Annotated in this window: 21 protein-coding genes, 7 tRNA genes and 1 other RNA gene; 12 read left to right on the top strand and 17 right to left on the bottom strand. The window is 53.3% G+C overall.

Annotation, left to right across the window (positions count from 1 at the left end; translation table 11 throughout):
* Nucleotides 1-21: 21 nt before the first annotated feature.
* Nucleotides 22-957 (top strand): LysR family transcriptional regulator, encoded by a 936-nt coding sequence (locus ACOTYN_RS19340; protein ID WP_014884733.1) that lies wholly within the window; start codon nucleotides 22-24, stop codon nucleotides 955-957.
* On the opposite strand, the gene ACOTYN_RS19335 is transcribed toward ACOTYN_RS19340, so the two are convergent.
* The gene (locus ACOTYN_RS19335; RefSeq protein WP_014884732.1) at nucleotides 954-1,295 is read right to left on the bottom strand and encodes a FlxA-like family protein; all 342 of its coding nucleotides are present in this window, start codon (nucleotides 1,293-1,295) and stop codon (nucleotides 954-956) included. The genes ACOTYN_RS19340 and ACOTYN_RS19335 overlap by 4 nt on opposite strands.
* A 207-nt stretch (nucleotides 1,296-1,502) precedes the next feature.
* Between ACOTYN_RS19335 and xapA the strand changes: the two genes are divergently transcribed.
* From xapA to ACOTYN_RS19320, 3 genes are all read left to right on the top strand, one after another.
* Nucleotides 1,503-2,327: a xanthosine phosphorylase gene (gene xapA, locus ACOTYN_RS19330; protein ID WP_014884731.1), complete on the top strand. Its 825-nt coding sequence runs from the start codon at nucleotides 1,503-1,505 to the stop codon at nucleotides 2,325-2,327.
* Nucleotides 2,328-2,378: 51 nt separating this feature from the next.
* The gene (locus ACOTYN_RS19325) at nucleotides 2,379-3,635 is read left to right on the top strand and encodes a nucleoside permease (protein WP_023331034.1); all 1,257 of its coding nucleotides are present in this window, start codon (nucleotides 2,379-2,381) and stop codon (nucleotides 3,633-3,635) included.
* Nucleotides 3,636-3,702: 67 nt separating this feature from the next.
* Complete coding sequence (locus ACOTYN_RS19320) at nucleotides 3,703-4,593, top strand: LysR family transcriptional regulator (RefSeq protein WP_032635933.1); 891 nt, start codon at nucleotides 3,703-3,705, stop codon at nucleotides 4,591-4,593.
* 55 nt (nucleotides 4,594-4,648) lie between these two features.
* Here the strand turns inward: ACOTYN_RS19320 and ACOTYN_RS19315 are convergent.
* The 6 genes from ACOTYN_RS19315 to ACOTYN_RS19290 all read right to left on the bottom strand — a co-directional run bounded on the left by ACOTYN_RS19315 (nucleotide 4,649) and on the right by ACOTYN_RS19290 (nucleotide 5,286).
* Nucleotides 4,649-4,774, bottom strand: a non-coding RNA gene (locus tag ACOTYN_RS19315) — RtT sRNA.
* A gap of 29 nt (nucleotides 4,775-4,803) precedes the next feature.
* A tRNA-Lys gene (locus tag ACOTYN_RS19310) sits at nucleotides 4,804-4,879 on the bottom strand.
* Between the two features lie 4 nt (nucleotides 4,880-4,883).
* A tRNA-Val gene (locus ACOTYN_RS19305) sits at nucleotides 4,884-4,959 on the bottom strand.
* Nucleotides 4,960-4,988: 29 nt separating this feature from the next.
* A tRNA-Val gene (locus ACOTYN_RS19300) sits at nucleotides 4,989-5,064 on the bottom strand.
* Between the two features lie 29 nt (nucleotides 5,065-5,093).
* Nucleotides 5,094-5,169: transfer RNA gene (locus tag ACOTYN_RS19295), tRNA-Val, on the bottom strand.
* 41 nt (nucleotides 5,170-5,210) lie between these two features.
* Nucleotides 5,211-5,286 (bottom strand) — tRNA-Val (locus ACOTYN_RS19290).
* Nucleotides 5,287-5,544: 258 nt separating this feature from the next.
* On the opposite strand from ACOTYN_RS19290, the gene gltX reads away from it, so the two are divergent.
* Entirely contained in the window at nucleotides 5,545-6,960 is a 1,416-nt protein-coding gene (gene gltX, locus ACOTYN_RS19285; RefSeq protein ID WP_332958512.1) for a glutamate--tRNA ligase, read from the top strand.
* A gap of 44 nt (nucleotides 6,961-7,004) precedes the next feature.
* On the opposite strand, the gene ACOTYN_RS19280 is transcribed toward gltX, so the two are convergent.
* Both ACOTYN_RS19280 and ACOTYN_RS19275 read right to left on the bottom strand, forming a co-directional pair.
* The gene (locus tag ACOTYN_RS19280) at nucleotides 7,005-7,397 is read right to left on the bottom strand and encodes a YfeC-like transcriptional regulator (protein WP_032629138.1); all 393 of its coding nucleotides are present in this window, start codon (nucleotides 7,395-7,397) and stop codon (nucleotides 7,005-7,007) included.
* Nucleotide 7,398: 1 nt separating this feature from the next.
* On the bottom strand, nucleotides 7,399-7,761 hold the full coding sequence (locus tag ACOTYN_RS19275; protein WP_023338614.1) for a YfeC-like transcriptional regulator: 363 nt from the start codon (nucleotides 7,759-7,761) through the stop codon (nucleotides 7,399-7,401).
* A 217-nt stretch (nucleotides 7,762-7,978) separates the two neighbouring features.
* Here ACOTYN_RS19275 and ACOTYN_RS19270 point away from each other — a divergent pair.
* The 3 genes from ACOTYN_RS19270 to ACOTYN_RS19260 all read left to right on the top strand — a co-directional run bounded on the left by ACOTYN_RS19270 (nucleotide 7,979) and on the right by ACOTYN_RS19260 (nucleotide 10,576).
* Nucleotides 7,979-8,054 (top strand) — tRNA-Ala (locus ACOTYN_RS19270).
* A 41-nt stretch (nucleotides 8,055-8,095) separates the two neighbouring features.
* Nucleotides 8,096-8,171 (top strand) — tRNA-Ala (locus ACOTYN_RS19265).
* A gap of 215 nt (nucleotides 8,172-8,386) precedes the next feature.
* Nucleotides 8,387-10,576, top strand: a complete 2,190-nt coding sequence (locus ACOTYN_RS19260) for a sensor domain-containing phosphodiesterase (RefSeq protein WP_032635939.1) — start codon at nucleotides 8,387-8,389, stop codon at nucleotides 10,574-10,576.
* A 44-nt stretch (nucleotides 10,577-10,620) separates the two neighbouring features.
* Here the strand turns inward: ACOTYN_RS19260 and ACOTYN_RS19255 are convergent, their stop codons facing one another.
* On the bottom strand, nucleotides 10,621-11,808 hold the full coding sequence (locus tag ACOTYN_RS19255; RefSeq protein ID WP_014884725.1) for a NupC/NupG family nucleoside CNT transporter: 1,188 nt from the start codon (nucleotides 11,806-11,808) through the stop codon (nucleotides 10,621-10,623).
* Between the two features lie 346 nt (nucleotides 11,809-12,154).
* Between ACOTYN_RS19255 and ACOTYN_RS19250 the strand changes: the two genes are divergently transcribed.
* Complete coding sequence (locus ACOTYN_RS19250) at nucleotides 12,155-13,393, top strand: Nramp family divalent metal transporter (RefSeq protein ID WP_014884724.1); 1,239 nt, start codon at nucleotides 12,155-12,157, stop codon at nucleotides 13,391-13,393.
* A 40-nt stretch (nucleotides 13,394-13,433) separates the two neighbouring features.
* Here the strand turns inward: ACOTYN_RS19250 and ACOTYN_RS19245 are convergent, their stop codons facing one another.
* Complete coding sequence (locus ACOTYN_RS19245) at nucleotides 13,434-13,784, bottom strand: DUF2502 domain-containing protein (protein ID WP_014884723.1); 351 nt, start codon at nucleotides 13,782-13,784, stop codon at nucleotides 13,434-13,436.
* Nucleotides 13,785-13,911: 127 nt separating this feature from the next.
* Complete coding sequence (gene mgrA, locus ACOTYN_RS19240) at nucleotides 13,912-14,910, bottom strand: L-glyceraldehyde 3-phosphate reductase (RefSeq protein WP_332958509.1); 999 nt, start codon at nucleotides 14,908-14,910, stop codon at nucleotides 13,912-13,914.
* Nucleotides 14,911-15,094: 184 nt separating this feature from the next.
* On the opposite strand from mgrA, the gene ipdC reads away from it, so the two are divergent.
* Nucleotides 15,095-16,753: an indolepyruvate decarboxylase gene (gene ipdC, locus ACOTYN_RS19235; protein WP_014884721.1), complete on the top strand. Its 1,659-nt coding sequence runs from the start codon at nucleotides 15,095-15,097 to the stop codon at nucleotides 16,751-16,753.
* Here the strand turns inward: ipdC and ACOTYN_RS19230 are convergent, their stop codons facing one another.
* Nucleotides 16,754-17,989: an ion channel protein gene (locus ACOTYN_RS19230; protein ID WP_023338609.1), complete on the bottom strand. Its 1,236-nt coding sequence runs from the start codon at nucleotides 17,987-17,989 to the stop codon at nucleotides 16,754-16,756.
* A gap of 205 nt (nucleotides 17,990-18,194) precedes the next feature.
* On the opposite strand from ACOTYN_RS19230, the gene glk reads away from it, so the two are divergent.
* Nucleotides 18,195-19,160, top strand: coding sequence for a glucokinase (glk, locus tag ACOTYN_RS19225; protein ID WP_071921989.1), 966 nt, complete (start codon nucleotides 18,195-18,197; stop codon nucleotides 19,158-19,160).
* Between the two features lie 31 nt (nucleotides 19,161-19,191).
* Here glk and ACOTYN_RS19220 read toward each other — a convergent pair whose 3' ends face one another.
* A complete protein-coding gene (locus tag ACOTYN_RS19220) occupies nucleotides 19,192-19,923 on the bottom strand; it encodes a LytR/AlgR family response regulator transcription factor (RefSeq protein ID WP_023338608.1) in 732 nt (243 codons plus the stop codon).
* A gap of 1 nt (nucleotide 19,924) precedes the next feature.
* Nucleotides 19,925-21,631 carry a sensor histidine kinase gene (locus ACOTYN_RS19215; protein WP_014884717.1) on the bottom strand — a complete coding sequence of 569 codons (1,707 nt, stop codon included), beginning with the start codon at nucleotides 21,629-21,631 and terminating at the stop codon, nucleotides 19,925-19,927.
* 387 nt (nucleotides 21,632-22,018) lie between these two features.
* Between ACOTYN_RS19215 and alaC the strand changes: the two genes are divergently transcribed.
* Nucleotides 22,019-23,257 carry an alanine transaminase gene (gene alaC, locus ACOTYN_RS19210; RefSeq protein ID WP_014884716.1) on the top strand — a complete coding sequence of 413 codons (1,239 nt, stop codon included), beginning with the start codon at nucleotides 22,019-22,021 and terminating at the stop codon, nucleotides 23,255-23,257.
* Nucleotides 23,258-23,309: 52 nt separating this feature from the next.
* Here alaC and ypdK read toward each other — a convergent pair whose 3' ends face one another.
* Nucleotides 23,310-23,381: a membrane protein YpdK gene (gene ypdK / locus ACOTYN_RS19205; RefSeq protein ID WP_099458937.1), complete on the bottom strand. Its 72-nt coding sequence runs from the start codon at nucleotides 23,379-23,381 to the stop codon at nucleotides 23,310-23,312.
* Nucleotides 23,382-23,739: 358 nt separating this feature from the next.
* Nucleotides 23,740-24,660 (bottom strand): kdo(2)-lipid IV(A) palmitoleoyltransferase, encoded by a 921-nt coding sequence (gene lpxP, locus ACOTYN_RS19200; protein WP_087529900.1) that lies wholly within the window; start codon nucleotides 24,658-24,660, stop codon nucleotides 23,740-23,742.
* Between the last annotated feature and the right edge of the window lie 363 nt (nucleotides 24,661-25,023).

Genomic DNA, 25,023 nt, shown 5'->3' with positions numbered 1-25,023 from the left:
ATTCATTCATGAATTAAACAGATGAATTACTCCTTACGCCAGCTTCGTATTTTTGTCACCGTCGCCCATGCCCGTAGCTTCAGCCGGGCAGGAGAGATGATTGGCCTCAGCCAGTCAGCCGTCAGCCACAGCGTGAAAGAGCTGGAAAATCAGACCGGCGTGCGGTTGCTTGACCGTACCACACGCGAAGTGGTGCTGACCGAAGCAGGGCAGCAGCTGGCCCAGCGCCTCGAACGTCTGCTGGATGAACTGAACAGCACGCTCAGAGACGTGGGAAGGCTGGGGCAGCAGCTTTCGGGTACCGTGCGGGTCGCAGCCAGCCAGACAATATCGGCACACCTTATCCCGCAGTGTATCGCGGAGGGAAACCACCGCTATCCGGACATTGATTTTGTGTTGCATGACCGGCCGCAGCAGTGGGTGCTGGAAAGCATCCGTCAGGGAGATGTGGATTTTGGTATTGTGATCGACCCCGGCCAGGTGAGCGACCTGGCGTGCGAAAGCGTGCTTTCTGAGCCTTTTTTACTGCTCTGCCGGGATGACGATCCGCTGGCAACCTTGCCGGCGGTCAACTGGCAGTCCCTGCAGGGCGCGAACCTGGTTTTGCAGGATTATGCCTCCGGCAGCCGTCCGCTGATCGATTCCGCGCTGGTTAATCAGGGCGTAAAGGCCACCATCGTGCAGGAAATTGGGCATCCGGCCACGCTGTTTCCCATGGTGGAAGCCGGAATTGGGATCAGCGTGTTGCCCGCTCTGGCACTCCCCCTGCCGCAGGGGAGCCGACTGGCCGTGAAGCGTTTAACGCCTGTTGTCGAGCGAAAACTGATGTTAGTCCGGCGCAAAAATCGTTCCCTCTCGGGGGCGGCGCAGGCTATATGGGAAGTGGTGCGTATCCAGGCACAGCGATTAACCGAGGCCCGCATACGCGACCCACTGTTTAACGCATCCGACGATTAAATATAGATATCGATCTGATGATCGTCTGTCGGGCTATTCACCCCTTCCACTTTACCCGGCGCTTGCTCCTGTTTCTTTTGCTCCTCTTCAGCCTGCTGGTGCTGCAGCGCGGCGAGCTGCGCCTGTAGCACGGTGATTTGGGTCTGAATGAGCTCCTGCTGCTTTTTCTTTTCATCTGCACTGCCGGAACTGTCCGCCAGCTCTTTTAACTGCTGAGTCAGCTGTTGGATTTTGTCGAGAATACGGCTGATTTGCGCAGCAATATCGTTCCCGCCGGAAGCCCCACTCCCGCCGCCGCTGGTTTGAATGGGTGGGGCTGAAGCCTGAATGGTCGTCATACTTTTTCCTCGCGTTATAAAACAGAGGTATCGGCACTGACGGGATTAGCTTGAGCAAAACAGCCATATCTGGCAGGGCGTTACATTGATACAAAAACAGTATTGATGGTGTCGGGAAAGTGTATTGGAGGTCACCCGCAGGCTCCGGATATAAGACTAGGGTCATGCGATCCATGCTATCGCGATCTTCATTCTCAAGGAGCCTCTATGACCCTCTCAAATAACCCGTGGTACTGCGCCGATATTATCCGTGCGGCTAAGCCTGACTTCACGCCTCGCGTGGCGTTTATTCTCGGCTCTGGCCTTGGCGCGCTCGCCGACCAGATTGATGATGCCGTTTCCCTGAGCTATGAAAAACTGCCGGGCTTCCCGGTGAGCACCGTCCACGGCCACGCAGGCGAGCTGGTGCTGGGGCATCTTGCCGGGGTGCCTGTTGCCTGTATGAAAGGGCGAGGGCACTTCTATGAGGGGCGCGGGATGACCATCATGACCGATGCGATCCGCACGTTCAAACTGCTGGGATGTGAGTTGCTGTTTAGCACCAATGCGGCAGGCTCATTGCGCCCGGAAGTTCTGCCGGGGAGCCTGGTTGCCCTGAGCGACCATATCAATACCATGCCTGGCACGCCGATGGTGGGGCTGAACGATGAGCGCTTTGGCGACCGTTTCTTCTCCCTGGCCAATGCTTACGACGCGGATTACCGTGCGATGCTGCAAACCGTGGCGGCGAAAGAGGGTTTCCCGCTGCATGAAGGGGTATTTGTCTCTTATCCGGGCCCGAACTTCGAGACGGCGGCAGAGATCCGCATGATGCAAATTATCGGCGGCGATGTGGTCGGCATGTCCGTGGTGCCGGAAGTGATTTCCGCACGCCACTGTGGCCTGAAGGTTGTAGCCGTTTCTGCAATTACCAACCTCGCCGAAGGTTTGGGCGAGGTAAAGCTGTCGCATGAGCAGACGCTCGCGGCGGCTGAGCTCTCACGCCAGAACTTCATCAATCTTATCTGCGGTTTTCTCCGCCATATTGCCTGAGTAAAACAATAAAGTGGCCCGTCAGGGCCACACTGCTATAAGGAATGGGCTATGAACATCACGACTCGCTTAAAGATGATGTCCTTTATGCAATATTTTATCTGGGGGAGTTGGCTGGTTACCCTCGGTGCTTACATGATCAACACCCTACACTTTACCGGCTCCGACGTGGGCATGGTCTACAGCTCCAAAGGCCTTGCCGCGATCGTTATGCCTTCGCTGGTGGGAATCATTGCCGACAAATGGCTACGGGCAGACCGCGCCTACGTCATTTGCCACCTCGTCTGTGCCGCCGCACTCTGTTACGCCGCGCAGGTGAATGAGCCCGGCCTGATGTTCTGGGTCATGCTGGTCAATGCGATGGCCTTTATGCCCACCATTGCGCTGTCGAATACGATCTCCTATTCCTGTCTTGAGCAGGCGGGTCTGGAGACGGTAAGCCATTTTCCGCGCGTGCGGGTGTATGGCACCGTGGGCTTTATTGCGGCAATGTGGGCCATAAGCCTGATGGGGGCGGAGCTAAGCAACGTGCAGCTTTATATTGCAGCTGGCGCGTCTCTGCTGCTGGCGCTCTATTCTTTGACGTTGCCGGCCATTCCCGTGGCAAAGCAGAAAACGTCCCAGTCTCTGGCCAGCAAGCTGGGCCTTAATGCCTTTGTTCTTTTTAAACAGCCTCGCATGGCGGTGTTCTTTTTGTTCGCGATGCTGCTGGGTGCTGTGCTGCAGATCACCAATACCTTCGGTAGCCCCTTCCTGCATGATTTTGCCCGTAATCCGGCGTATGCAGATAGCTTTATCGTCAGGTACCCGTCCATTTTGCTCTCCGTTTCGCAAATGTCAGAGGTGTTCTTCATTCTGACCATTCCGTACTTCCTCGGACGGTTTGGTATTAAAGCCGTGATGCTGATGAGCATGGTGGCCTGGATGCTCCGGTTTGGTCTGTTTGCCTTTGGCGACCCCTCCGCAACGGGCTTTGTGCTGCTCATGCTTTCCATGATTGTCTATGGCTGTGCATTCGACTTCTTCAATATTTCCGGCTCAGTGTTTGTCGAACAGGAGGTCAGCACCGATATTCGCGCCAGCGCACAGGGGCTGTTTATGACGACGGTTAACGGTATTGGGGCTTATTTCGGATCGGTATTGAGCGGTATGGCAGTTGATTATTTCTCGGTGGATGGGGTGAAAGACTGGCAGACGATCTGGCTGGTGTTTGCAGCCTATGCCCTGGTACTGGCCGTAGTGTTTTATTTCAGCTTTAACTACCACCACGCCAGTAAAAACAGCGAGATGCGCACAGTTGCGCACTAAATTTCCCCTCTCTGCGGTGAAAGGCTTTAAGGTAGGCGCTTAAGTGTTATCGCCAGGATATGTTTTGATGGAACGCGTCTATCGAACCGACCTCAAGCTGCTGCGCTATTTTCTGGCCGTGGCGGAGGAACTGCATTTTGGACGGGCTGCGGCCCGTCTCAATATGTCCCAGCCGCCATTAAGCCTGCACATTAAAGAGCTGGAAAGCCAGCTGGGCACGTTACTGTTTATTCGCCACTCGCGAAGCGTCGCGTTGACGCATGCGGGTAAAGTGCTGATGGAAGAGTCTCGTCGGCTGCTTGCCAGCGCAAATCAGGCTCTGGCGCGCGTCGAACAAATTGGCCGGGGTGAGGCAGGGCGTATTGAGCTGGGTATTGTCGGTACCGCCATGTGGAGTGAGGTGCGCACGGTTATGCGCACTTTTTTGAAAGAACATCCGAATGTTGATGTCGTTTTTCGCGAAAAGTCGCCGGTCATGCAGATGGCGCTGCTTGAGCGTCAGGAGCTGGATATTGGGATCTGGCGAATGGCAACGGAACCCACCGCGGGGTTTACCAGCGTGCGGTTGCGCGAGGCGGCGTTTCTTGTGGCGATGCCGGAAGATCACCGGCTGGTTAGGGAACCCTCCGTTGCGCTTGCTGATTTACAGGACGAGTATTTCGTCACGATGCCGTCAGCACATTCTGACTGGGCATTTTTACATCGCGTCTGCCAGCAGGCCGGTTTTTCACCGATGATTGTACGCGAAGCCGTAGAGCCACAAACGGTACTGGCGATGATAAGCATGGGGATGGGGATTACGCTCGCTGCCGACAGTTACGCGCAAATGCAGTGGCCGGGCGTGGTGTTTCGCCCGCTGAAAGAGCGTATTCCGGCAGATTTGTATGTCGTGTATAACGAGAAACAGGTGACGCCGGCGGTGAAGACGTTGATTGAGACGTTGACGGCAGGAAAGTAGACAAACTGCAGATGCGCAGATAGCAAAAAAGCGCCTTTAGGGCGCTTTTTTACATTGGTGGGTCGTGCAGGATGACTCGCTTCGCTCGCCCTTCGGGCCGTCGCCGTAAACGACTCCGGTGCCTCACTGCGTTCGGCCCGAACCTGCTGCAGGTTCGAATCATCCATATCGCAGATAGCAAAAAAGCGCCTTTAGGGCGCTTTTTTACATTGGTGGGTCGTGCAGGATTCGAACCTGCGACCAATTGATTAAAAGTCAACTGCTCTACCAACTGAGCTAACGACCCGAAATGGTGGGCGATGACGGGCTCGAACCGCCGACCCCCTCCGTGTAAAGGAGATGCTCTACCAACTGAGCTAATCGCCCATTTCGGAACTACTGCGATAAGATGAGAATGGTGGGCGATGACGGGCTCGAACCGCCGACCCCCTCCGTGTAAAGGAGATGCTCTACCAACTGAGCTAATCGCCCATTTCGGAACTACTGCGATAAGATGAGAATGGTGGGCGATGACGGGCTCGAACCGCCGACCCCCTCCGTGTAAAGGAGATGCTCTACCAACTGAGCTAATCGCCCAATCTCAAAACTTATCTATACTGCGAGTCTACCGAAGTAGATGGTGGGTGATGACGGACTCGAACCGCCGACCCCCTCCGTGTAAAGGAGATGCTCTACCAACTGAGCTAATCACCCCCGCTGTGTGGAGTCGCATTATAGGGAGAGTTGAAAATGAGTCAACGCATTTTCTAAAGTTTTTATTCGTTCGTCGTAAAATTAAACAAAACGATCGCAAAACGGGCGGTGGCGCATGATTTCTAAACAAAAACAGCAAACTCGCTCATGATAAAGGGATGAACATTGAGGAATCCCCCCACAGTGATAGAATATTGCCCATTGTTTTTTCCCCGGGATTTGCCGATTGCCGGCATCTTTATAACGTAAGGCCATTTCATGAAAATCAAAACTCGCTTCGCGCCGAGCCCGACAGGCTATCTGCACGTCGGTGGTGCTCGTACTGCTCTCTATTCCTGGCTTTTTGCACGCCACAACAAAGGTGAGTTCGTGCTGCGTATTGAAGACACCGATCTTGAGCGCTCCACGCCGGAAGCAATTGAAGCCATTATGGATGGGATGAACTGGCTGAACCTGGAGTGGGATGAAGGCCCGTATTTCCAGACCAAACGTTTTGACCGCTATAACGCAGTTATTGATGAGATGCTGGTCGCGGGCACGGCGTATAAATGCTACTGCTCCAAAGAGCGTCTTGATGCGCTGCGTGAAGAGCAGATGGCAAACGGTGAAAAGCCGCGTTATGACGGCCGCTGCCGCCATGACCATAGCGAGCATGCTGCTGATGAACCGTGCGTGGTGCGTTTTGCTAACCCGCAGGATGGCTCGGTGATCTTTGACGACCAGATCCGTGGCCCGATCGAATTCAGCAACCAGGAGCTGGACGATCTGATCATCCGCCGCACCGATGGTTCCCCAACCTATAACTTCTGCGTTGTGGTTGACGACTGGGATATGGAAATTACCCACGTTGTCCGTGGTGAAGACCATATCAACAACACGCCGCGCCAGATCAACATTCTGAAAGCGCTGAACGCCCCTGTGCCTGTCTATGCACACGTTTCCATGATCAACGGCGATGACGGGAAAAAACTGTCTAAACGTCACGGCGCGGTCAGCGTTATGCAGTATCGCAATGACGGTTATTTGCCGGAAGCGCTGCTGAACTATCTGGTGCGTCTGGGCTGGGCCCACGGCGACCAGGAGATCTTCAGCCGCGAAGAGATGATCGAACTCTTTTCTCTGAGCTCAGTGAGCAAATCAGCGAGCGCATTTAATACCGATAAGCTGCAGTGGCTGAACCATCATTACATCAATACCATGCCGCCAGAATACGTGGCGACTTACCTTCAGTGGCACATTGAGCAGGCAAATATTGATACCCGTACAGGCCCTGAACTGGCGGACCTGGTGAAACTGCTCGGCGAGCGCTGCAAAACGCTGAAAGAAATGGCTGAAAGCTGCCGCTACTTCTATGAAGAGTTTGATGAGTTTGACGCGGATGCGGCGAAGAAACACCTCCGCCCGGTTGCGCGTCAGCCGCTGGAATTGGTGCGAGACAAGCTGACTGCGATCGCTGACTGGACCGCAGAGAACGTGCATCACGCTATTCAGGCGACGGCGGACGAGCTGGAAGTTGGTATGGGTAAAGTCGGTATGCCGCTGCGTGTTGCGGTGACCGGTGCGGGCCAGTCCCCGGCACTGGATGTGACCGTGCATGCAATTGGTAAATCACGCAGCGTGGCGCGTATTAACAAAGCGCTGGACTTTATTGCGGCACGTGAAAACCAGCAGTAATCACATTTTAGTCTGGCAGAACGGCAGGGGGACCTGCCGTTTTTTTATGCCGTATATTCAGCCAGATTCAGACGGGTAAGAAAGCCGCGTAACCCTTCGCGCTTCAGGAATGCATCCAGACGTTCCTGTTCAGACGGCGTCAGGTTTTCCAGCGTCGCAATGATATCCGGTCGCAGAGTAGAGGAGGGGACAATGTATGGCGCTGTTGTCTCTGCCAGGTGGTATACTGCCTGACGGTTTCGGATAGCCGGGAGGCGCATGATATGTTCCTTCACGCGCGCATCGACGTGTATGAGCCTCGCCCGACCGCCTTTCACACCATTGAGACCTTCGGTCTCCCATCCCTGCTGGCGTATCCAGCGATTCACCGTTTGCCTGGCAACGCCTAAACTCTCCGCCAGCTCTTCCGTGGTCATTTTGCTACGTAATCTTTTCATATTAATTCTGGTCGCGAATTCCTAGACGTTGTAACAAACCGGTAATCCCTTCCCGCAGTAACAGTGATGTCATCTGCTTCTGCTCTTCTGGCGTCATTTCATTTGCCAGCGTCAGGAGGAGGGTATGAAGCGAACGCTCATTGCTGACGCCGTCAGGCATTGCGGATGTCTCCGTTGCCCGTCGCGCGCTGCGGATAAAGTCACGCACCTTTTCATTCACATGTACCAGGCGTGCTTTGCCCCCCTGGACGCCTGGTTTTGGTGACGTTATCCAACCCTCTTTGCGTACCCATTTATTGATGGTCTGTCGGCTATAGCCGGTGAGCAGGGCTAACTCTTCCGGCGTCATTCGTTCCTTGATCATACAATTTCCTGAATATTCGTGGGGTTAATTAACGGCTCATTTTATAGCACCGTTTAACGTGAAAACGTGACAGGCTTAACTCATGACTGCGAGCAGGCTCGCAAAGTGATTCATTTGCATGAATTTTCGGCGATTGAATCACGGTCAATGAATTTGCCGTTGACACTCCGCGGCGGAATTCATATTATGCCGCCCGTCAACATGACAGCTTTACGATGGGGCTATAGCTCAGCTGGGAGAGCGCTTGCATGGCATGCAAGAGGTCAGCGGTTCGATCCCGCTTAGCTCCACCAAACTCTGAACCCAACAGAGTGCGGTCAGTAAAGTCACATGTGGGGCTATAGCTCAGCTGGGAGAGCGCTTGCATGGCATGCAAGAGGTCAGCGGTTCGATCCCGCTTAGCTCCACCAAAATTTTAAACCCTCGTCAAAAGACGAGGGTTTTTTTTATCTGTTTGTAACGTTCACCACCGCATTTTGTTATCAAAAAGAAGGTATTCCTGTACCTGACCTCAATCGAAATCAATAAACCTGTCCATAAATAGACTTCAACTTGATTCGCACAATTAATAAACCTATTATCCATCCGGTCAATGATATGAACGGATAATAATCGCATCAGCTTAATGAATAGAAAAACGTACAATAATGTAAAGATATTTATAATTGCCCTGGCGATATGCCTGATTGCGGTTCCTTTCTCCCGTTATCTCTCCCCGCGCGCGATTGTGAATGGTCACGACGTTTATTTAGCGTGGTTACCCCTGAGCGTTATGCTGGCGGTAATTCTGTTATTTGGTCGTCGGGCAATTCTTCCCATTCTGTTAGGTTTTACTGTCACTAATTTATTCTATATTAATTTAGCACCGCTACAATATTCAGTATTGCTGTTTTGTCAGACCTTTGCGTTGTTCGCGGCGTGCGGCCTGTTGCGCCTCATGCTGGGCAGGCGCTGGCGCTACTGCATTCCTAACAAGCACATTGGATTACGGATATTCTGGCTCGGTTTTATTGTGCCACTCGGCATTAAAATGTCGATGTATTTAGCGGGCTATTTGTTTGATTTCCCGGTAACTATCTCCACCTTCTTCGGTGAAGGGACGGTAATTTATAACGTCGTGGATATTCAAAGTCTGATAGGCGCGGCGCTGATTTTTACCATGATGTTCTATTACCCGTTAAGAATGATTATTAATCCTCGTTATGCCATCACCTTCTGGCGACGAAGCGTGAAGCCCATTTTTTTCCATAAGAATTCATTGTTTATATTTGTCTGGCTCATGCTTCTAGGCTTCATTCTCGCTGTTTTATGTGGCCCTTTTGAATCCCCTGTTATTGCGGGCTATTTAATGCCGCTGATTTTTATTCTCTTTACCTTAGCGATAAGTCGCCTGACCTATGCACTTATCTCTCTGCTTTGGGCTGCTTCAGCGCTTCTGCTGTTGACCTACAACTATAACTTCCTGAATGGTGTGGAGTCGGGCCATTCACTCTCCTTTATCCTGTCCGTGCTGATCTCGTTTGCCATCTGCTTGCTTTACATGTCGCGGATTTACCAGCGTAGCGAGTGGCTGAAGCGGGGATGGCAGGGCAGAGCGCTGACCGATCCGCTGACCGGTTTGCCCAATATCCGTGCGCTGGAGGAGTATCTTGAGATTCACCAGGATGCCAAAGTGTGCATTCTGCGCATGGATAACCTGGAATTTTTGAGCCGCCATTACGGGATCCTGATGCGGGTCCACTGCAAACGCACGATCGCCTCGTCGCTGCAGCCCCTTCTGCAAAAGGACGAGATGCTCTTCCAGTTGCCCGGAAGCGAGCTGGTGGTGGTCTTGCTGGGGCCGGAAATTGCTGAGCGTCTCCAGCATATGGTTGATCGGTTGAACAGCCGGAAAATTTTCTGGAACAACACCGGGCTGGATATTGAGTTTGGTGCCTCCTGGGGGATGGTCGAAAACGGTGAAAAATTGCATCACACGCTGGGGCAACTAAGCTGGCTGGCTGAGCAATCTTGTGCAGGACAGAACGTACTTGCGCTGACGAATAGCCTGGAGGCTGCATCAGGACAAACAACAGAGCGCGTCCTGATGTTAGCGCGGATTAAGCATGCCCTGGAGGCGGGTCAGTTCCATTTATACGCGCAACCGATCCAGAAGGCAGACGGTAGCGGTTACTACGAAATTCTGACGCGTATGGAGAGCGAGGGCGAAATCATCACCCCTGATCGCTTTATTCCGCTGATTGCCCAGTTCAACCTTAGCCACCGGTTTGATATGTGCGTTATGGAAAAATTACTGCTGTGGCTGCGCGATCATCCAGCGACGCAGCCTGGGGCCCGTTTCTCCGTCAATCTGATGCCGCTCACGCTGATGCAAAAAGAGGTGGCGACCGAGATTTGTGCGCTGTTTGAACGATACGGCGTTGCCCCTCAAACCGTGGTCATTGAGATCACCGAAGAGCAGGCTTTCTCCAATTCAGGTTGCAGCATCAATAATATTCAGCAACTGCGGGATTGTGGATTCCGGATTGCTATTGATGATTTTGGTACAGGCTACGCTAACTACGAGCGTCTCAGACGTCTGCAGGCGGATATCATCAAAATTGACGGCTGCTTTGTTAAAGACATTTGTACTGATGACATGGATGCGATGATCGTCCAGTCGATGTGTAATCTGGCGAAGACGAAATCGCTATGTGTGGTGGCGGAGTATGTCGAAACACCCGCACAACGGGAGATGTTGCTTCGCTTCGGCGTGGATTACCTGCAGGGCTACCTGATAGGTAAACCCAAACCGCTGGAAGAAATTCGGGCATAAAAAAACCGGGAGCTTGCTCCCGGTTTTTTGTTTTGCAGTAAACGTTACAGGACCAGCGCTGCGATGGACGCGGACAGAACGCTCACCAGAGTGGAGCCATACACCAGTTTCAGGCCAAAGCGTGAAACCACGTTACCCTGTTCTTCGTTCAGGCCTTTAATCGCCCCGGCGATAATACCGATGGATGAGAAGTTCGCGAAGGAGACCAGGAACACGGACAGGATGCCTTCCGCGCGCGGAGAAAGCGTGCTGGCAATTTTCTGCAGATCCATCATCGCAACGAATTCGTTAGAAACCAGTTTGGTTGCCATGATACTGCCCACCTGCAGCGCTTCGTGAGCCGGAACACCCATCACCCAGGCAACAGGATAGAAGATGTAGCCCAGAATACCCTGGAAGGAGATACCCAGCACCGCGGCGAACAGGGCGTTCAGCGCAGAGATCAGCGCAATGAAGCCGATCAGCATGGCGGCAACGATAACCGCCACTTTGAAACCGGCCAGAATGTACTCGCCCAGCATTTCGAAGAAGCTCTGGCCTTCGTGCAGGTTGGACATCTGGATGTTCTCTTCGCTGGCGTCAACGCGGTATGGGTTGATCAGCGACAGCACGATAAAGGTGCTGAACATGTTCAGAACCAGCGCAGCGACAACATATTTTGGCTCCAGCATGGTCATATACGCGCCCACGATAGACATGGAAACGGTAGACATTGCGGTTGCCGCCATGGTGTACATGCGGTTACGCGACATTTTGCCGAGAATATCTTTATACGCGATGAAGTTCTCAGACTGACCGAGGATCAGGGAACTGACGGCGTTGAAAGACTCCAGCTTGCCCATGCCGTTGACTTTGGATAACAGGAAACCAATTCCACGAATCACGAACGGCAGAACACGGATGTGCTGCAGAATACCGATGAGCGCGGAGATGAAGACGATGGGGCACAGCACCTTCAGGAAGAAGAACGCCAGACCTTCGTCGTTCATTTTACCGAAGACAAAGTTGGTCCCTTCGTTGGCGAATCCGAGCAGTTTTTCGAACATTTCGGAGAAGCCTTTTACGAAGCCGAGACCTACGTTGGAGTTCAGGAAGAACCACGCAAGTAAAACTTCAATGACCAGCAGCTGGACAACATAACGAATACGAATTTTTTTGCGGTCTGTGCTGACCAGCAATGCGAGTGCAGTAACGACAACAAGTGCCAGGACAAAATGAAGGACGCGGTCCATATTTGCTCCAAATATGAGGCAGGTTTAATTTTCGTGCACATTCTATGCAACAAGCGAAAAGAAAACGAGATCAAGGACACACTATAGTTACATCCTGTGACGAGTCTCAAAAATAGTGATCCACAATACATTTTCGTTATGTTAGGTAAATGAGTGAAAAGTTAAGTTTGTGTGCTACGCTTCACAAATGACTGCGCATTTTCACATTCTGTGATGTCGCACCACCTGCCCATCTATCGTTCTTAGCTATCAGAGAAATCATGTTTAACCACTTAAATGATCTTGATAATCATTCTCATTTTGATAGCATTAAACATAGCAAAGGCTATATTTCCAGAGGCAGATAATGACTAACAGTCGCGTAGAGGGTAGCAGTGGCAGAGCGGCGCGCAAGCTGCGGTTCGCATTAATGGGACCTGCGTTCATTGCTGCCATTGGCTATATCGATCCGGGTAATTTTGCGACCAATATTCAGGCCGGGGCCAGCTTCGGCTATAAGTTGCTGTGGGTGGTCGTCTGGGCGAACCTGATGGCGATGCTGATTCAAATGCTCTCAGCAAAACTGGGGATTGCTACGGGCAAAAACCTGGCAGAACAAATCCGCGACCACTACCCACGTCCGGCCGTCTGGCTCTACTGGGTGCAGGCTGAAATCATCGCCATGGCAACCGATCTCGCTGAATTTATCGGTGCGGCGATCGGCTTTAAGCTGATTCTGGGCGTATCGCTATTGCAAGGGGCGGTCCTGACCGGGATTGCCACTTTCCTGATCCTGATGTTACAGCGTCGGGGGCAAAAGCCGCTTGAAAAGGTGATTGGTGGGCTGCTGCTGTTTGTCGCGGCGGCCTATATTGTCGAGCTGATATTCTCCCAGCCAAACCTGGTACAGCTTGGTAAAGGCATGGTGATCCCCAGCCTGCCAACGTCGGAAGCCGTCTTCCTGGCTGCCGGGGTGCTTGGGGCGACCATTATGCCACACGTCATTTATCTGCACTCTTCGCTGACCCAGCATCTTCACGGTGGGACGCGTAAAGAACGTTATTCGGCAACCAAATGGGATGTGGCGATTGCCATGACCATCGCGGGTTTTGTGAACCTGGCGATGATGGCCACCGCAGCCGCCGCTTTTCACTTTAACGGTCATACCGGTATTGCCGATCTCGACCAGGCGTATCTCACGCTGGAGCCGTTACTGAGCCATGCTGCTGCCACGATTTTTGGTTTGAGCCTGGTGGCTGCCGGTCTCTCTTCCACGGTGGTGGGCACGCTGGCGGGGCAAGTGGTGATGCAGGGATTTGTGCGTTTCCATATTCCCCTGTGGGTTCGTCGTTCCGTCACCATGCTGCCATCGTTTGTTGTGATTCTGATGGGGCTTGATCCCACGCGAATTCTGGTGATGAGTCAGGTGCTGCTGAGTTTTGGTATCGCACTGGCGCTGGTTCCTCTGCTGATTTTTACCAGCAATCCAGCCCTGATGGGCGATCTGGTTAACTCGACGCTGGTGAAACGGACAGGATGGGCAATTGTAGTAGTGGTTGTGGCGCTAAATTTATGGCTGTTGATTGGCACAGCGCTGGGGTTATAAAATAGAAAGGAGCCGAAAGGCTCCTTTTTTACATTTTACATTAATGACGACCGTGGCCGTGACCACCGTGTCCTTTTGGGCCGTGACCCCAGCCACCGCGGCGGTCGTCACGATCGTTCCAGCCCTCGCGGTAGCCGCGTTCATAGGCGTTGTTTTTGTACCAGCCGCGATGCAGGCCATTATCGTGCCTGCGCCAGCGGTCACCGCGCCATTCATAATGACGGTTCCAGTAGTCACGGTCGCGCCAGTAGCCACCGTCCCAGTATCTGCCGTAGTCGTCACGATCGCCAATTTGTAATTTTACTGATGGCAACAGGGTGATTTCGCCAGCAGTGGCGATGAGCGGGGCGGAAGCCAGTAATACCGCTGCAAGAATCAGTGACCTGAACATACTCTTTCTCCTTCACGATCGGGGCCTTTGTGGGGCCTGTTAACGCAATATTACGAGTTGGTAAAGCCTCGTTTCATCGCCTCAACTCCGAATTCCAGGTTCAGAGCACTTTTTGCTAAAAGTGGTTTTATTTTGAGCTACTCAGTATTTCTTCAATAAGGTTCAGCTCTTCCGCGGAGAAATGGCGGTTTTCCAGCATGCCAACGGCGTCATCAATTTGAGCCGCTTGACTTGCCCCAATCAGCACCGACGTCACGTCGTCATGGCGCAACACCCAGGCCAGCGCCATCTGCGATAGCTTCTGGCCGCGGTCTTCCGCCAGGGCATTGAGCTTACGCACTTTCTCCAGCTTCTCTTCGGTGATCTGATCCGGGTTGAGGAACTGACTGCCACTTGCCGCACGGGAGTCTGCGGGAATACCGTTCAGATATCGGTTGGTGAGCTGTCCTCCCGCCAGCGGCGAGAAGGGAATACAGCCGACGCCTTTTTCCTGTAGCACGGCCAGTAAACCCCCTTCCGGTCCTCGTTCAAACATGGAGTATTTCGGCTGGTGGATCAGGCAGGGCGTGCCAAGGTCATTCAGGATATCAATCGCTTTTCGCGCCAGCTCTGCAGGATAGTTGGATAACCCGACATACAGCGCTTTTCCCTGGCGCACCAGATGGTCAAGCGCTTTCATGGTTTCAATCAGCGGGGTTTCCGGGTCAGGACGGTGATGATAGAAGATATCGACATACTCCAGCCCCATGCGTTTCAGGCTTTGATCCAGGCTTGCAAGCAGATATTTACGCGATCCCCAGTCGCCGTAGGGGCCCTCCCACATGGTATATCCCGCTTTCGTCGAGATAATCAGCTCGTCGCGCCAGGGCAGAAAATCCTCCTGCAAAATACGCCCAAAATTACGCTCGGCCGACCCCGGTGGAGGACCATAGTTATTGGCAAGGTCGAAATGCGTAATACCCAGGTCGAAGGCGCGCTGTAAAAGTTGACGGCTGTTTTCGAGACGCGTGGCGTCCCCAAAGTTATGCCACAGACCCAGCGATATGACGGGCAACCTGAGCCCGCTTTGACCGCAGCGACGATACTGCATTGTCTGGTAACGATTTTTATCCGGCTGATAACCCATTTTATGACCTCGTGCGCAGATGAGAAAAATCAGTGTATGCGTTTACATTAACGTGAAAAAAAGCAGCATAGCGCAGCCTTTTTTGTAAAGCATTCTTTCCATACCCTTCTTACCGCTGATTCTGGACAGCCATCACGCTTCTCTAATACTCAAAGTGAGGTCAACATTAGAAGGATACCTGTTCATGCGTACCCCATACTGCGTCGCCGATTACCTGCTGGACCGTCTTACTGATTGTGGAGCCGATCATCTGTTTGGCGTGCCGGGCGACTATAACCTGCAGTTTCTCGACCATGTAATAGACAGCCCCGACATCTGTTGGGTGGGCTGTGCCAACGAATTAAACGCATCATATGCTGCTGACGGATATGCCCGCTGTAAGGGCTTCGCCGCGCTGCTCACAACATTTGGTGTCGGCGAGTTAAGTGCCATGAATGGCATCGCGGGAAGCTATGCCGAGCACGTTCCGGTATTGCATATTGTCGGGGCGCCGGGGACGGCGTCACAGCAACGAGGGGAACTGCTGCACCATACGCTGGGTGATGGGGAGTTCCGCCATTTTTATCATATGAGCGAGCCGATTACCGTCGCGCAGGCGATCCTGACCGAACAAAACGCCTGCTATGAAATCGACCGGGTTCTGACCACCATGCTCCGGGAGCGTCGTCCCGGCTATTTGATGTTACCTGCCGACGTGGCAAAAAAAGCCGCCACGCCTCCTGTAAACGCTCTCACACTTCACCATGCCCATGCCGACAGTGCCTGCCTTAAAGCGTTTCGGGATGCTGCGGAAAATAAACTGGCAACCAGCAAGCGCACCGCGCTGTTAGCTGATTTCCTTGTTCTGCGCCATGGACACAAGCATGCGCTACAGAAGTGGGTGAAGGACGTGCCGATGGCGCACGCCACGATGCTAATGGGTAAAGGGATATTCGACGAACGTCATGCCGGTTTTTACGGCACATACAGCGGCTCGGCAAGCGCAGGCCCGGTAAAAGAGGCGATTGAAGGGGCGGATACGGTACTGTGCATCGGCACCCGTTTTACCGATACCCTCACCGCCGGTTTCACCCATCAGCTAACCCCGGCCCAAACGATAGAAGTTCAGCCTCACGCTGCCCGCGTCGGTGACGTATGGTTTACCGGCATTCCGATGCTTCAGGCAATCGAAACGCTGGTGGAACTGTGCAAACAGCATGTGCATGATAAACCTGCGCCAGCTTCCCATCGCGCAATGAGCTTCCCTCAGCCGGAGGGCGCGCTGACCCAGGAGAATTTCTGGAAAACGTTGCAAACGTTTATTCGCCCAGGAGACATCATCCTTGCCGATCAGGGAACTTCGGCCTTCGGCGCCATTGACCTGCGCCTTCCGGCTGACGTGAATTTTATCGTCCAGCCGCTGTGGGGGTCGATCGGCTACACGCTGGCCGCAGCGTTTGGCGCACAAACGGCTTGCCCGAACCGGCGTGTGATAGTGCTGACGGGGGATGGCGCGGCGCAGCTGACTATTCAGGAGCTCGGGTCGATGTTGCGTGATAAACAACGTCCGATCATTCTGGTGCTGAACAACGAAGGGTACACGGTCGAAAGGGCCATCCATGGACCAGAGCAACGGTATAATGATATTGCGCTCTGGAACTGGACGCACCTTCCTCAGGCGCTGAGTCTCGCGCCTCAGGCCGAGTGCTGGCAGGTGAGTGAGGCGGGCGAGCTGGTGGATGTGCTGGAAAAAGTGGCGCACCACGAGCGGCTTTCGCTGATCGAGGTCATGCTGCCGAAATCCGACATACCGCCGCTGCTGAGCGCGCTCACCAAAGCGCTGGAAGCGCGCAACAGCGCCTGATTACTTATCGTTTCGCCAGGCCATCATCATCGGTTTGCCCGCCAGCAGGAGCCAGGCGGGCAACATCACGATGCAGAGCAGCGGGAACAGCGTCGAATCCGGCACCACAACCGCCGCCATAAACAGGCTCAGCCATGCGTCACGCGTCACCACCAGAACCAGACCCAGAATCGAGCAGGAGACGGTAATTGCCGCCGGAACCGCATCCACATGTTCGTGCAACATCAGCCCCAGCGCCACGCCGACAAAGACTGCCGGGAAAATGCGTCCACCGCGGAAACCGCACGCAGCCGCGACGACCAGCGCCGCCAGTTTGATGACGGCAAACAGCAGATAGTCGGAAACGCTAAATACCTGACTGAAGGCCAGCTGCTGCATCTCGTCCAGGCCTTTAAACAGCGTCACCGTCCCGCCGATGGTGCCTAAAATACCGAGGATCAATCCCCCTGTGCCCAGAATCAACACCGGATGCTTGAGTTTATGCATTAGCCGGTGCAGGCGTGGCAGACACCATACCGCGACCATCCCCAGCGCGATGGCAATTGCAACGACGATGGCACCGCTGAAAATATCCGCTATTCGCATCTCTCCGTAGTGGGGCAGAGAGAGGGAGAAGTGGGGATGGAAAAACAGACTGGTTGTTAGCGCGCCCGCCGCCGCGGCCATCAGGGGAGCAAACAGTTTGTCCCAGAGCGGGACATCATTATTGCTGGTAAGCGTCTGTGAAAAAATCAGCGCGGCAGCGACGGGCGTGCCGAAAAGCGCCCCGATGGTGCCTGCGGAGGCGAGGATCGTCCAGTCCAGCGCACCCACGCGCGGTAAAATGCGTGAGCCCAGGAACACCGCCAGACCAATATTCACCGCCATAATGGGATGCTCGGGTCCGAGGCTGACGCCGCCCGCCAGGCCCACAATTAACGCGATGATCAACCCCGGCAGCGCAGAGGGCGGAACCGGGGCGCCAATCAGCGGCTCCAGCGCCGGGTCCGGTCCGGCGTGGCCGGGACTGAATCGGATCACCAGGCCTACCGCAATACCGGTTAACGTCAGCATCAAAATGATCCACGCTGAAGAATCAGCGGTGATCCCCAGTTTCGCCGGAAGCGCCGTCCATAGCAGGGCTTGCAGCACCGACGCGACTTTCATCACGACAATGAGTACCAGGCTTGACGCCACGCCAATGATGAGCGCCGGAATTGCCAGCAACAGCATGGTTCTGGCTCGCGGGTGGAGCATGATGATTTCCTTGTACAAAACGGTATAACGTTACTCTGCACAATCAGCTTTATGGCAATAGTGCAAAAGGTGCTGAAACGGTAAAGTTATTCTGTGACGAAGATCGATAATCCATGGGCATTCACCTTCCAGTCGTTGTTGTTATCACGCCTTGAATTTACAGTGTCCCAAAGATTTATTCTGACTTTAGCGGAGCAGTAGAAGAATGACAAAGTATGCTTTGGTAGGTGATGTGGGCGGCACGAACGCGCGCCTCGCATTATGCGATGTAAGTAGCGGTGAAATTTCCCGGGCGAAAACCTACTCGGGGTTGGATTATCCCAGCCTTGAGGCCGTTGTCCGCGTCTATCTGGATGAACATCAGGTGAGCGTCGAGGATGGCTGCATTGCCATTGCCTGCCCGATAACTGGCGACTGGGTCGCCATGACCAACCATACCTGGGCATTCTCTATTGCAGAGATGAAAAAGAACCTCGGTTTTGCGCATCTGGAAATCATCAATGACTTCACCGCCGTGTCTATGGCGATCCCGATGCTCAAGCCAGAGCATCTGATCCAGTTCGGCGGCGCTGAATCGGTCGAGGGAAAGCCGATTGCGGTTTACGGTGCCGGTACGGGCCTGGGCGTTTCGCATCTGGTGCATGTTGATCGGCGCTGGGTAAGCCTGCCGGGTGAGGGCGGTCATGTAGACTTTGCGCCAAACAGCGAAGAAGAGGGCATTATTCTCGAAGAGTTACGTGCTGAGATCGGTCACGTCTCTGCCGAGCGCGTCCTGTCTGGACCCGGGCTGGTGAACCTGTACCGTGCAATTGTGAAATCGGACGGACGTCTGCCGGAAAACCTGCAGCCGAAAGACGTCACCGAACGCGCGCTGGCGGACAGCTGCATCGACTGCCGTCGTGCTCTGTCGCTGTTCTGCGTCATCATGGGGCGTTTCGGCGGCAACCTGGCGCTAACGCTGGGCACCTTTGGTGGGGTCTATATTGCGGGCGGGATCGTACCGCGCTTCCTCGACTTCTTTAAAGCTTCAGGTTTCCGCGGTGGGTTTGAAGATAAAGGACGCTTCAGAAGCTACGTGCAGGATATTCCTGTTTATCTTATCGTGCATGATAACCCTGGCCTGCTGGGTTCGGGTGCCCATCTGCGTCAGGTTCTCGGGCAAATCCTCTGACACAAAGCCCTCTCCGCCGGGAGAGGGCGTTTTACAGGTGCATCAGCTGACGGAACTCTTTCACCTTGCTGCGGCTCACCGGCACCTGAAAATCCAGATCCTTGAGACGCAAAATATAGGTATTGTTAAACCACGGCTCGATCTCGCGGATCTTATTTAAATTCACGCAGAACGAACGGTGGCAGCGGAAAAAGTGGGCCGACGGCAGCTTGCCGCAGAATTCGGTAATGTTCATCGCCATGACAAACGATTCCCGCCGCGTATAGACAAACGTCATCTTCTCATGCGCTTCGGCGTAGTAGATATCATTCACTGGCGTCACGATGATGCGTTCATCCTTGACCAGATTAATGGTGTCGTTTTCCCGTACCGTCGGGCTGGCGGTGACCGGAGCGCTCTGTTGCTGCCATGCGGCCTCCAGCTTTTGCAGCATGCTGACAATCCGCGACTCCTGGTAAGGTTTCAGAATATAGTCAAACGCCTCCAGTTCGAAGGCCTCAACGGCATGCTCTTTCCAGGCGGTAACGAACACAATAAACGGCTTATGGGCAAACTGATTGATGTTTTGCGCCAGCAAGACGCCGTCCAGCGAAGGAATATTAATATCCAGAAAAATGGCGTCGACCCGGTTATGCTGCAGAAATTTCAGCACGTCCAGCCCATCGTCAAAGGTACCCACAATCTCCATCTGACTGTGGGTTTTGATGAGCCAGGTGAGCTCCTGTTGAGCCAGAATTTCATCTTCAACGATAATGACTTTCATATTACTCACCCTGAGGTAACAGTGATGCCGTCGCATGAACAGGGGAGCGTTCATTCGGGACGTAAAAAGCGATTTCAGTGCCGGGTTCAAGACGGTGAATATGCAGCCCATCGCCGTAGAGCAGCTTGACCCTGTGATGCACATTCAGCAGCCCGATTTTATTCCCCGGCATCTCATTAGACTCCACGCGCTCGATGACTTTTGGGTCAATCCCGTGGCCGGTATCGCGCACGGCGATACGCACCCGGTTGCCGCTTTCGGTGATGCTAATGGTGACCACACCTTTGCCTTTACAGGGCTGAATACCGTGAACAATGGCGTTTTCGACCAGCGGCTGGATCAGCAGGCTCGGGATCACGCAGTTGACCTCTTCATCAATATCGTAAATGACCGTCAGTTTGTCGCCGAAGCGCGCCTGCTCGATCGCGATGTAGTCTTTAATCTGATACAGCTCTTTTTTGATGTCGATCTGCTCGTCATCCTTCAACTCAATGTTGTAGCGCAGATAACGCGACAGGTTGAAAATCAGCTGGCGCGCGGTGTCCGGATTCAAACGAATTGAAGAGGAGATGGCGTTTAACGCGTTAAACAGGAAATGGGGATTGATTTTGCTCTGCAGCGCGCGCAGCTCTGCCTTATTTGCCATCTCGCGTAACTGTTCCGCCCGTGAGACCTCAAGCTGCGTGGAGATGATCTGCGACAGACCTATCGCCATCTCCTGCAGCGTTGAGGTGATCTGGTGCGCGTGACAGTAATAAATTTTCAGCGTGCCCGTCACCACGCCTTTCTCCCAAAGCGGGATCACCAGCATGGAGTGGATCTCCGGCGTTCGGTGGGCTTCATCATTGTTTTTAATAATGATTTTACCGTAGTTAATCGCTTGTCTGGTGGTCGGGCTTATCGTGTCATCATTGTCGCGGTAGTTGTGCTCGCCAACGCCGACGTAAGCCAGCACGTGGTCAATATTGGTGATAGCGACGGCATCCGCGTGAATGTCGTGGCGAATAATCTCGCAGACCTGACGCAACGACTCCGCGTTAACGTGGCGGAAAAGCGGCAGCGTTTTGTTGGCGATATCCAGCGCCAGCTTGGCCTGGCGAGCGGCACTGGCCTCTTTTTCCCCTTCCACACTCTGCACCAGCAGCACGATAAAACCGATGCACACGCTACCCAGAATCATAGGGATACCGATTTTCGAGACGATATCCAGCCCCAGCGCGGTCGTGGGAGCCCAGACGACAACCAGGATCATGGTCAGCGTTTCGCACACCATACCCGCGAGGATCCCGGCGCGCCAGCGCTGCTTTTTCGGGATTTTACGGCTGATCCAGCCGGATAGTACCCCGGCGATAATGCTGGTGATAAAGCACGGTACCGCCGTGACGCCGCCGATATCAATCAGGTAGCGATGGGTTCCGGCAATCACGCCGGTGATGACACCTACCCACGGACCAAACAAAATTCCGCCAGACATGACGGCGATAATCCGCACGTTAACCAGCGAGCCCTCTACCGGCACGCCGGACCAGGTGCTGAACAGCGCAAAGAGCGAAAAGATAGCGGTGACGGCCAGCAGCTCTTTCGGCGAGTGAGCAGATTTATGCAACAGCTCGCGAAACAGGCGAATGCGAATAAGGAAGAACAGGCAAATCAGCATTAATGCTGCGCGATCAAAAACCGCCAGCAGCATAGTGAATATTTCGTGCACGAGCAGACCTGGGAAAACGGGAAAGAACCATGATAAAAAACCTGGGGCATATTGACCAGCTATCCGTCAGGTTTATCAAATGAGGAAAAACCCTGTTTTAGAAAGGGGATTATCGAATGAGGATTGATACCTCCCGATCTTTTCCTGCTGTCGCATCGTCCGGTAACTATTTTGATATCATTGTGTTAAACAATAGATAACGGAAAGCCGATATGAGTCCCCCTCCTTCCGCTTTAAGGCGTACCCGTGTTCCGGTTTTCATGGGGTTCTCTTTTTTTTCATTTCCCTCTCGACAGCGTGATTTTTTTCAGGTTATTTTCTAAGCATGTCACATCAGTGGCAGCGTCGCTCGGACGGTCCGGGCGCTAACGTTAATCTGAGGAATCTATGGCTGAATTCAGTCCTGAACGCCGTTTTACGCGTATCGATCGTCTCCCCCCTTATGTTTTCAATATCACCGCTGAACTGAAAATGGCTGCGCGTCGGCGCGGCGAAGACATCATTGATTTCAGCATGGGCAACCCTGACGGCCCAACGCCACCGCATATCGTTGAGAAGCTCTGCACGGTTGCCCAGCGTCCGGATACGCACGGCTACTCAACCTCGCGCGGTATTCCCAGATTACGCCGCGCGATCTCGCGCTGGTATCAGGATCGTTATCAGGTTGATATCGATCCTGAAAGTGAAGCCATTGTGACCATCGGCTCGAAAGAGGGGCTGGCGCACCTGATGCTGGCCACGCTGGATCACGGTGATACGGTACTGGTTCCCAATCCGAGTTACCCAATCCATATTTACGGCGCGGTGATAGCCGGGGCGCAGGTACGTTCTGTACCGCTGGTGGAAGGCGTCGATTTCTTCAACGAACTGGAGCGCGCCATTCGCGAAAGCTATCCGAAACCCAAGATGATGATCCTGGGTTTCCCGTCCAACCCGACGGCGCAGTGTGTGGAGCTCGATTTCTTTGAGAAGGTTGTGGCCCTGGCTAAGCGTTATGACGTGCTGGTGGTACATGATTTGGCGTATGCGGATATCGTCTATGACGGCTGGAAAGCGCCTTCAATCATGCAGGTACCGGGGGCGCGTGACGTGGCGGTAGAATTCTTTACCCTGTCGAAAAGCTACAACATGGCGGGCTGGCGTATTGGTTTTATGGTGGGTAACAAAACGCTGGTGAGTGCGCTGGCGCGAATCAAGAGCTATCACGATTACGGCACCTTTACGCCGCTACAGGTTGCCGCTATTGCGGCGCTTGAAGGCGATCAGCAATGCGTTCACGACATTGCAGCCCAGTATAAACGCCGCCGCGACGTGCTGGTAAAAGGGTTACATGAAGCGGGCTGGATGGTGGAAATGCCGAAAGCGTCCATGTACGTCTGGGCGAAAATTCCGGAGCCGTATGCGGCAATGGGATCGCTTGAGTTTGCTAAAAAACTGCTGCAGGACGCGAAGGTGTGTGTTTCACCGGGCATTGGCTTTGGTGATTACGGTGACACCCATGTGCGCTTTGCTTTAATCGAAAATAGCGACCGTATTCGTCAGGCGGTGAGGGGCATCAAGAGTATGTTCCGGGCCGATGGCCTGCTCTCAACAAAGAGCGTCTCCGAACACCCCGCATCATCATGACATAAAAAGACAGGAGCCTATGGCTCCTGTCTTTTTGACTGCATGTTCTTCACTAGATCATCAGGGCAAAGGTTCCGGCCCAGACTAAAACGATCACCGAAATGCCCATAAAGAAATATTTCACGTTTCATCGCTCCGCGTATCTTGTGGTACGCATTTAAAAACAGAGTCCAACTGAGTATAGAGAACTGAAATCCGGCCAAAACGGAAATGAGAATTTTCCCGCTATGCCGCCGACTCCAGCTCAGAATTCTGTGCTTTCCTGTAGCCAGACGGCGCTAATGTACGCCTAAAAAAGAGGGGTGACAAGAGGGATTTTTTTAAATAATTTCCGACACTTACGGGTGTCGTGGAACGGCGACAGTTTGATTTCACAACGCAATAAATTCACTTTGAGCGACGCGACGAAAAACCGTTACACGGGGTTATTACAGGTGATTGAAAAGGTTAGTTTCTTATCGAAACTAACCGTCACGCGGGACTTAAATATAGAGCGAGGCTTCGCCAAGTGGGCGCGTTTTGAAACGGCGATGCATCCAGAGATATTGCTCTGGCGCGCGCATGATTTCAGTTTCGATGACCTTGTTGATAAACGCTGCGGCTTCGCATTCGTTTTCAGGATAGTTAGCCATTTCAGGAGAGATGTGCAGACGATAGCCTGATTTATCCGCTTTTCTCACCATCGTCACGGTCAGCATGGCGGCGCCTGACAACCGCGAAATCACAAAGGTACCGTTGGTTGTCGCCACGTCTTTAACGGCAAAGAAGGGGGCAAAGCTGCTGCCTTTACGTCCATAATCCTGGTCAGGGGCAAACCAGACGGCTTCACCTTTCTTCAGGGCACCGACCATTCCACGCAGATTATTACGGCTGATCATCGCTTTATTGGAACGCATGCGGCCGCGCGTCTGTACCCACTCCATTACCGGGCTATTGTGCGGTCTGTAGGTCGCCATCATTGGCTGGCAAAGACCCATCACCCGGCCACCCAACTCAAGCGACATAAAGTGAACGCCCACAACCATCACACCGCGGTTTTGCAACTGCGCGCGTTTAAGGTTGTCCAGCCCTTCGACATCAAACCACTTGCGGACGCGTTCATCCGACCAGAACCAGGCCATACCGGTTTCGAGCAGCGCCATACCGATAGATTTAAAGTTTTCAGAGATCAATTTTTCGCGCTCTTCAGCATTGTACTGAGGAAAGCAAAGCTCGATGTTTTTGCGCGCGATGGCTTCGCGACGTTTCAGGAAATAGCGAGAGGCGCTGCCCAGTTTCGACCCCAGCAAACGCAGCACAGGGTAGGGAAGTTGCACCAGCAGCCAGAGTACGCCAAGACCAAACCATGTAAACCAGTAACGCGGGTGTAAAAACGCACGTTCAAATTTGGATTGAGACAAGATAGTAAAACCTATGTGAAGCCTGTAAAGGTAGCGCAGCGTGTGCGATACGACGTGCCATTAAGACCGTTCTTCAAGGTGATGGTTTCAGGCTTTACCGAACTTTACGGCGTTGCCTGACCACTGCTGATTTGGGTGGGCGGCGTAATGTAGCACCGTTATATGTTATGTGCTATTACTCGTTTTTGATTAAAAAAGCGGCAGTCAAGGAGGTGGTTGATTTTACAGTTTTTATAGGCAGTCAGTCATGAGAACACCTTCCACCTGAGTCGGGCAGGAAGCCTCTTCGAGAGAGGATGGATTAAAAGCGCTATTTTTTTGTGGCAGATTCCGTATTCATATTTTTTTTTACCTCTTCGTTTAATA

It is taken from the genome of Enterobacter cloacae complex sp. IR5458, assembly GCF_049238025.1.
Classification (GTDB): Bacteria; Pseudomonadota; Gammaproteobacteria; order Enterobacterales; family Enterobacteriaceae; genus Enterobacter; species Enterobacter kobei.
This window is presented reverse-complemented; position numbering and strand designations above follow the sequence as displayed.

Bases quoted from the DNA above. Each gene is read 5' to 3' on its own strand.
- ACOTYN_RS19230 (WP_023338609.1), bottom strand. From the start codon at position 17,989: ATGCTCCACCCGCGAGCCAGAACCATGCTGTTGCTGGCAATTCCGGCG.
- ACOTYN_RS19255 (WP_014884725.1), bottom strand. From the start codon at position 11,808: ATGGACCGCGTCCTTCATTTTGTCCTGGCACTTGTTGTCGTTACTGCA.
- ipdC (WP_014884721.1), top strand. From the start codon at position 15,095: ATGCGTACCCCATACTGCGTCGCCGATTACCTGCTGGACCGTCTTACT.
- mgrA (WP_332958509.1), bottom strand. From the start codon at position 14,910: ATGGGTTATCAGCCGGATAAAAATCGTTACCAGACAATGCAGTATCGT.
- xapA (WP_014884731.1), top strand. From the start codon at position 1,503: ATGACCCTCTCAAATAACCCGTGGTACTGCGCCGATATTATCCGTGCG.
- ACOTYN_RS19280 (WP_032629138.1), bottom strand. From the start codon at position 7,397: ATGAAAAGATTACGTAGCAAAATGACCACGGAAGAGCTGGCGGAGAGT.
- ACOTYN_RS19335 (WP_014884732.1), bottom strand. From the start codon at position 1,295: ATGACGACCATTCAGGCTTCAGCCCCACCCATTCAAACCAGCGGCGGC.
- alaC (WP_014884716.1), top strand. From the start codon at position 22,019: ATGGCTGAATTCAGTCCTGAACGCCGTTTTACGCGTATCGATCGTCTC.
- ACOTYN_RS19220 (WP_023338608.1), bottom strand. From the start codon at position 19,923: ATGAAAGTCATTATCGTTGAAGATGAAATTCTGGCTCAACAGGAGCTC.
- ACOTYN_RS19260 (WP_032635939.1), top strand. From the start codon at position 8,387: ATGAATAGAAAAACGTACAATAATGTAAAGATATTTATAATTGCCCTG.
- ACOTYN_RS19250 (WP_014884724.1), top strand. From the start codon at position 12,155: ATGACTAACAGTCGCGTAGAGGGTAGCAGTGGCAGAGCGGCGCGCAAG.
- ACOTYN_RS19320 (WP_032635933.1), top strand. From the start codon at position 3,703: ATGGAACGCGTCTATCGAACCGACCTCAAGCTGCTGCGCTATTTTCTG.
- ACOTYN_RS19275 (WP_023338614.1), bottom strand. From the start codon at position 7,761: ATGATCAAGGAACGAATGACGCCGGAAGAGTTAGCCCTGCTCACCGGC.
- ACOTYN_RS19340 (WP_014884733.1), top strand. From the start codon at position 22: ATGAATTACTCCTTACGCCAGCTTCGTATTTTTGTCACCGTCGCCCAT.
- ACOTYN_RS19245 (WP_014884723.1), bottom strand. From the start codon at position 13,784: ATGTTCAGGTCACTGATTCTTGCAGCGGTATTACTGGCTTCCGCCCCG.
- ACOTYN_RS19325 (WP_023331034.1), top strand. From the start codon at position 2,379: ATGAACATCACGACTCGCTTAAAGATGATGTCCTTTATGCAATATTTT.
- glk (WP_071921989.1), top strand. From the start codon at position 18,195: ATGACAAAGTATGCTTTGGTAGGTGATGTGGGCGGCACGAACGCGCGC.
- gltX (WP_332958512.1), top strand. From the start codon at position 5,545: ATGAAAATCAAAACTCGCTTCGCGCCGAGCCCGACAGGCTATCTGCAC.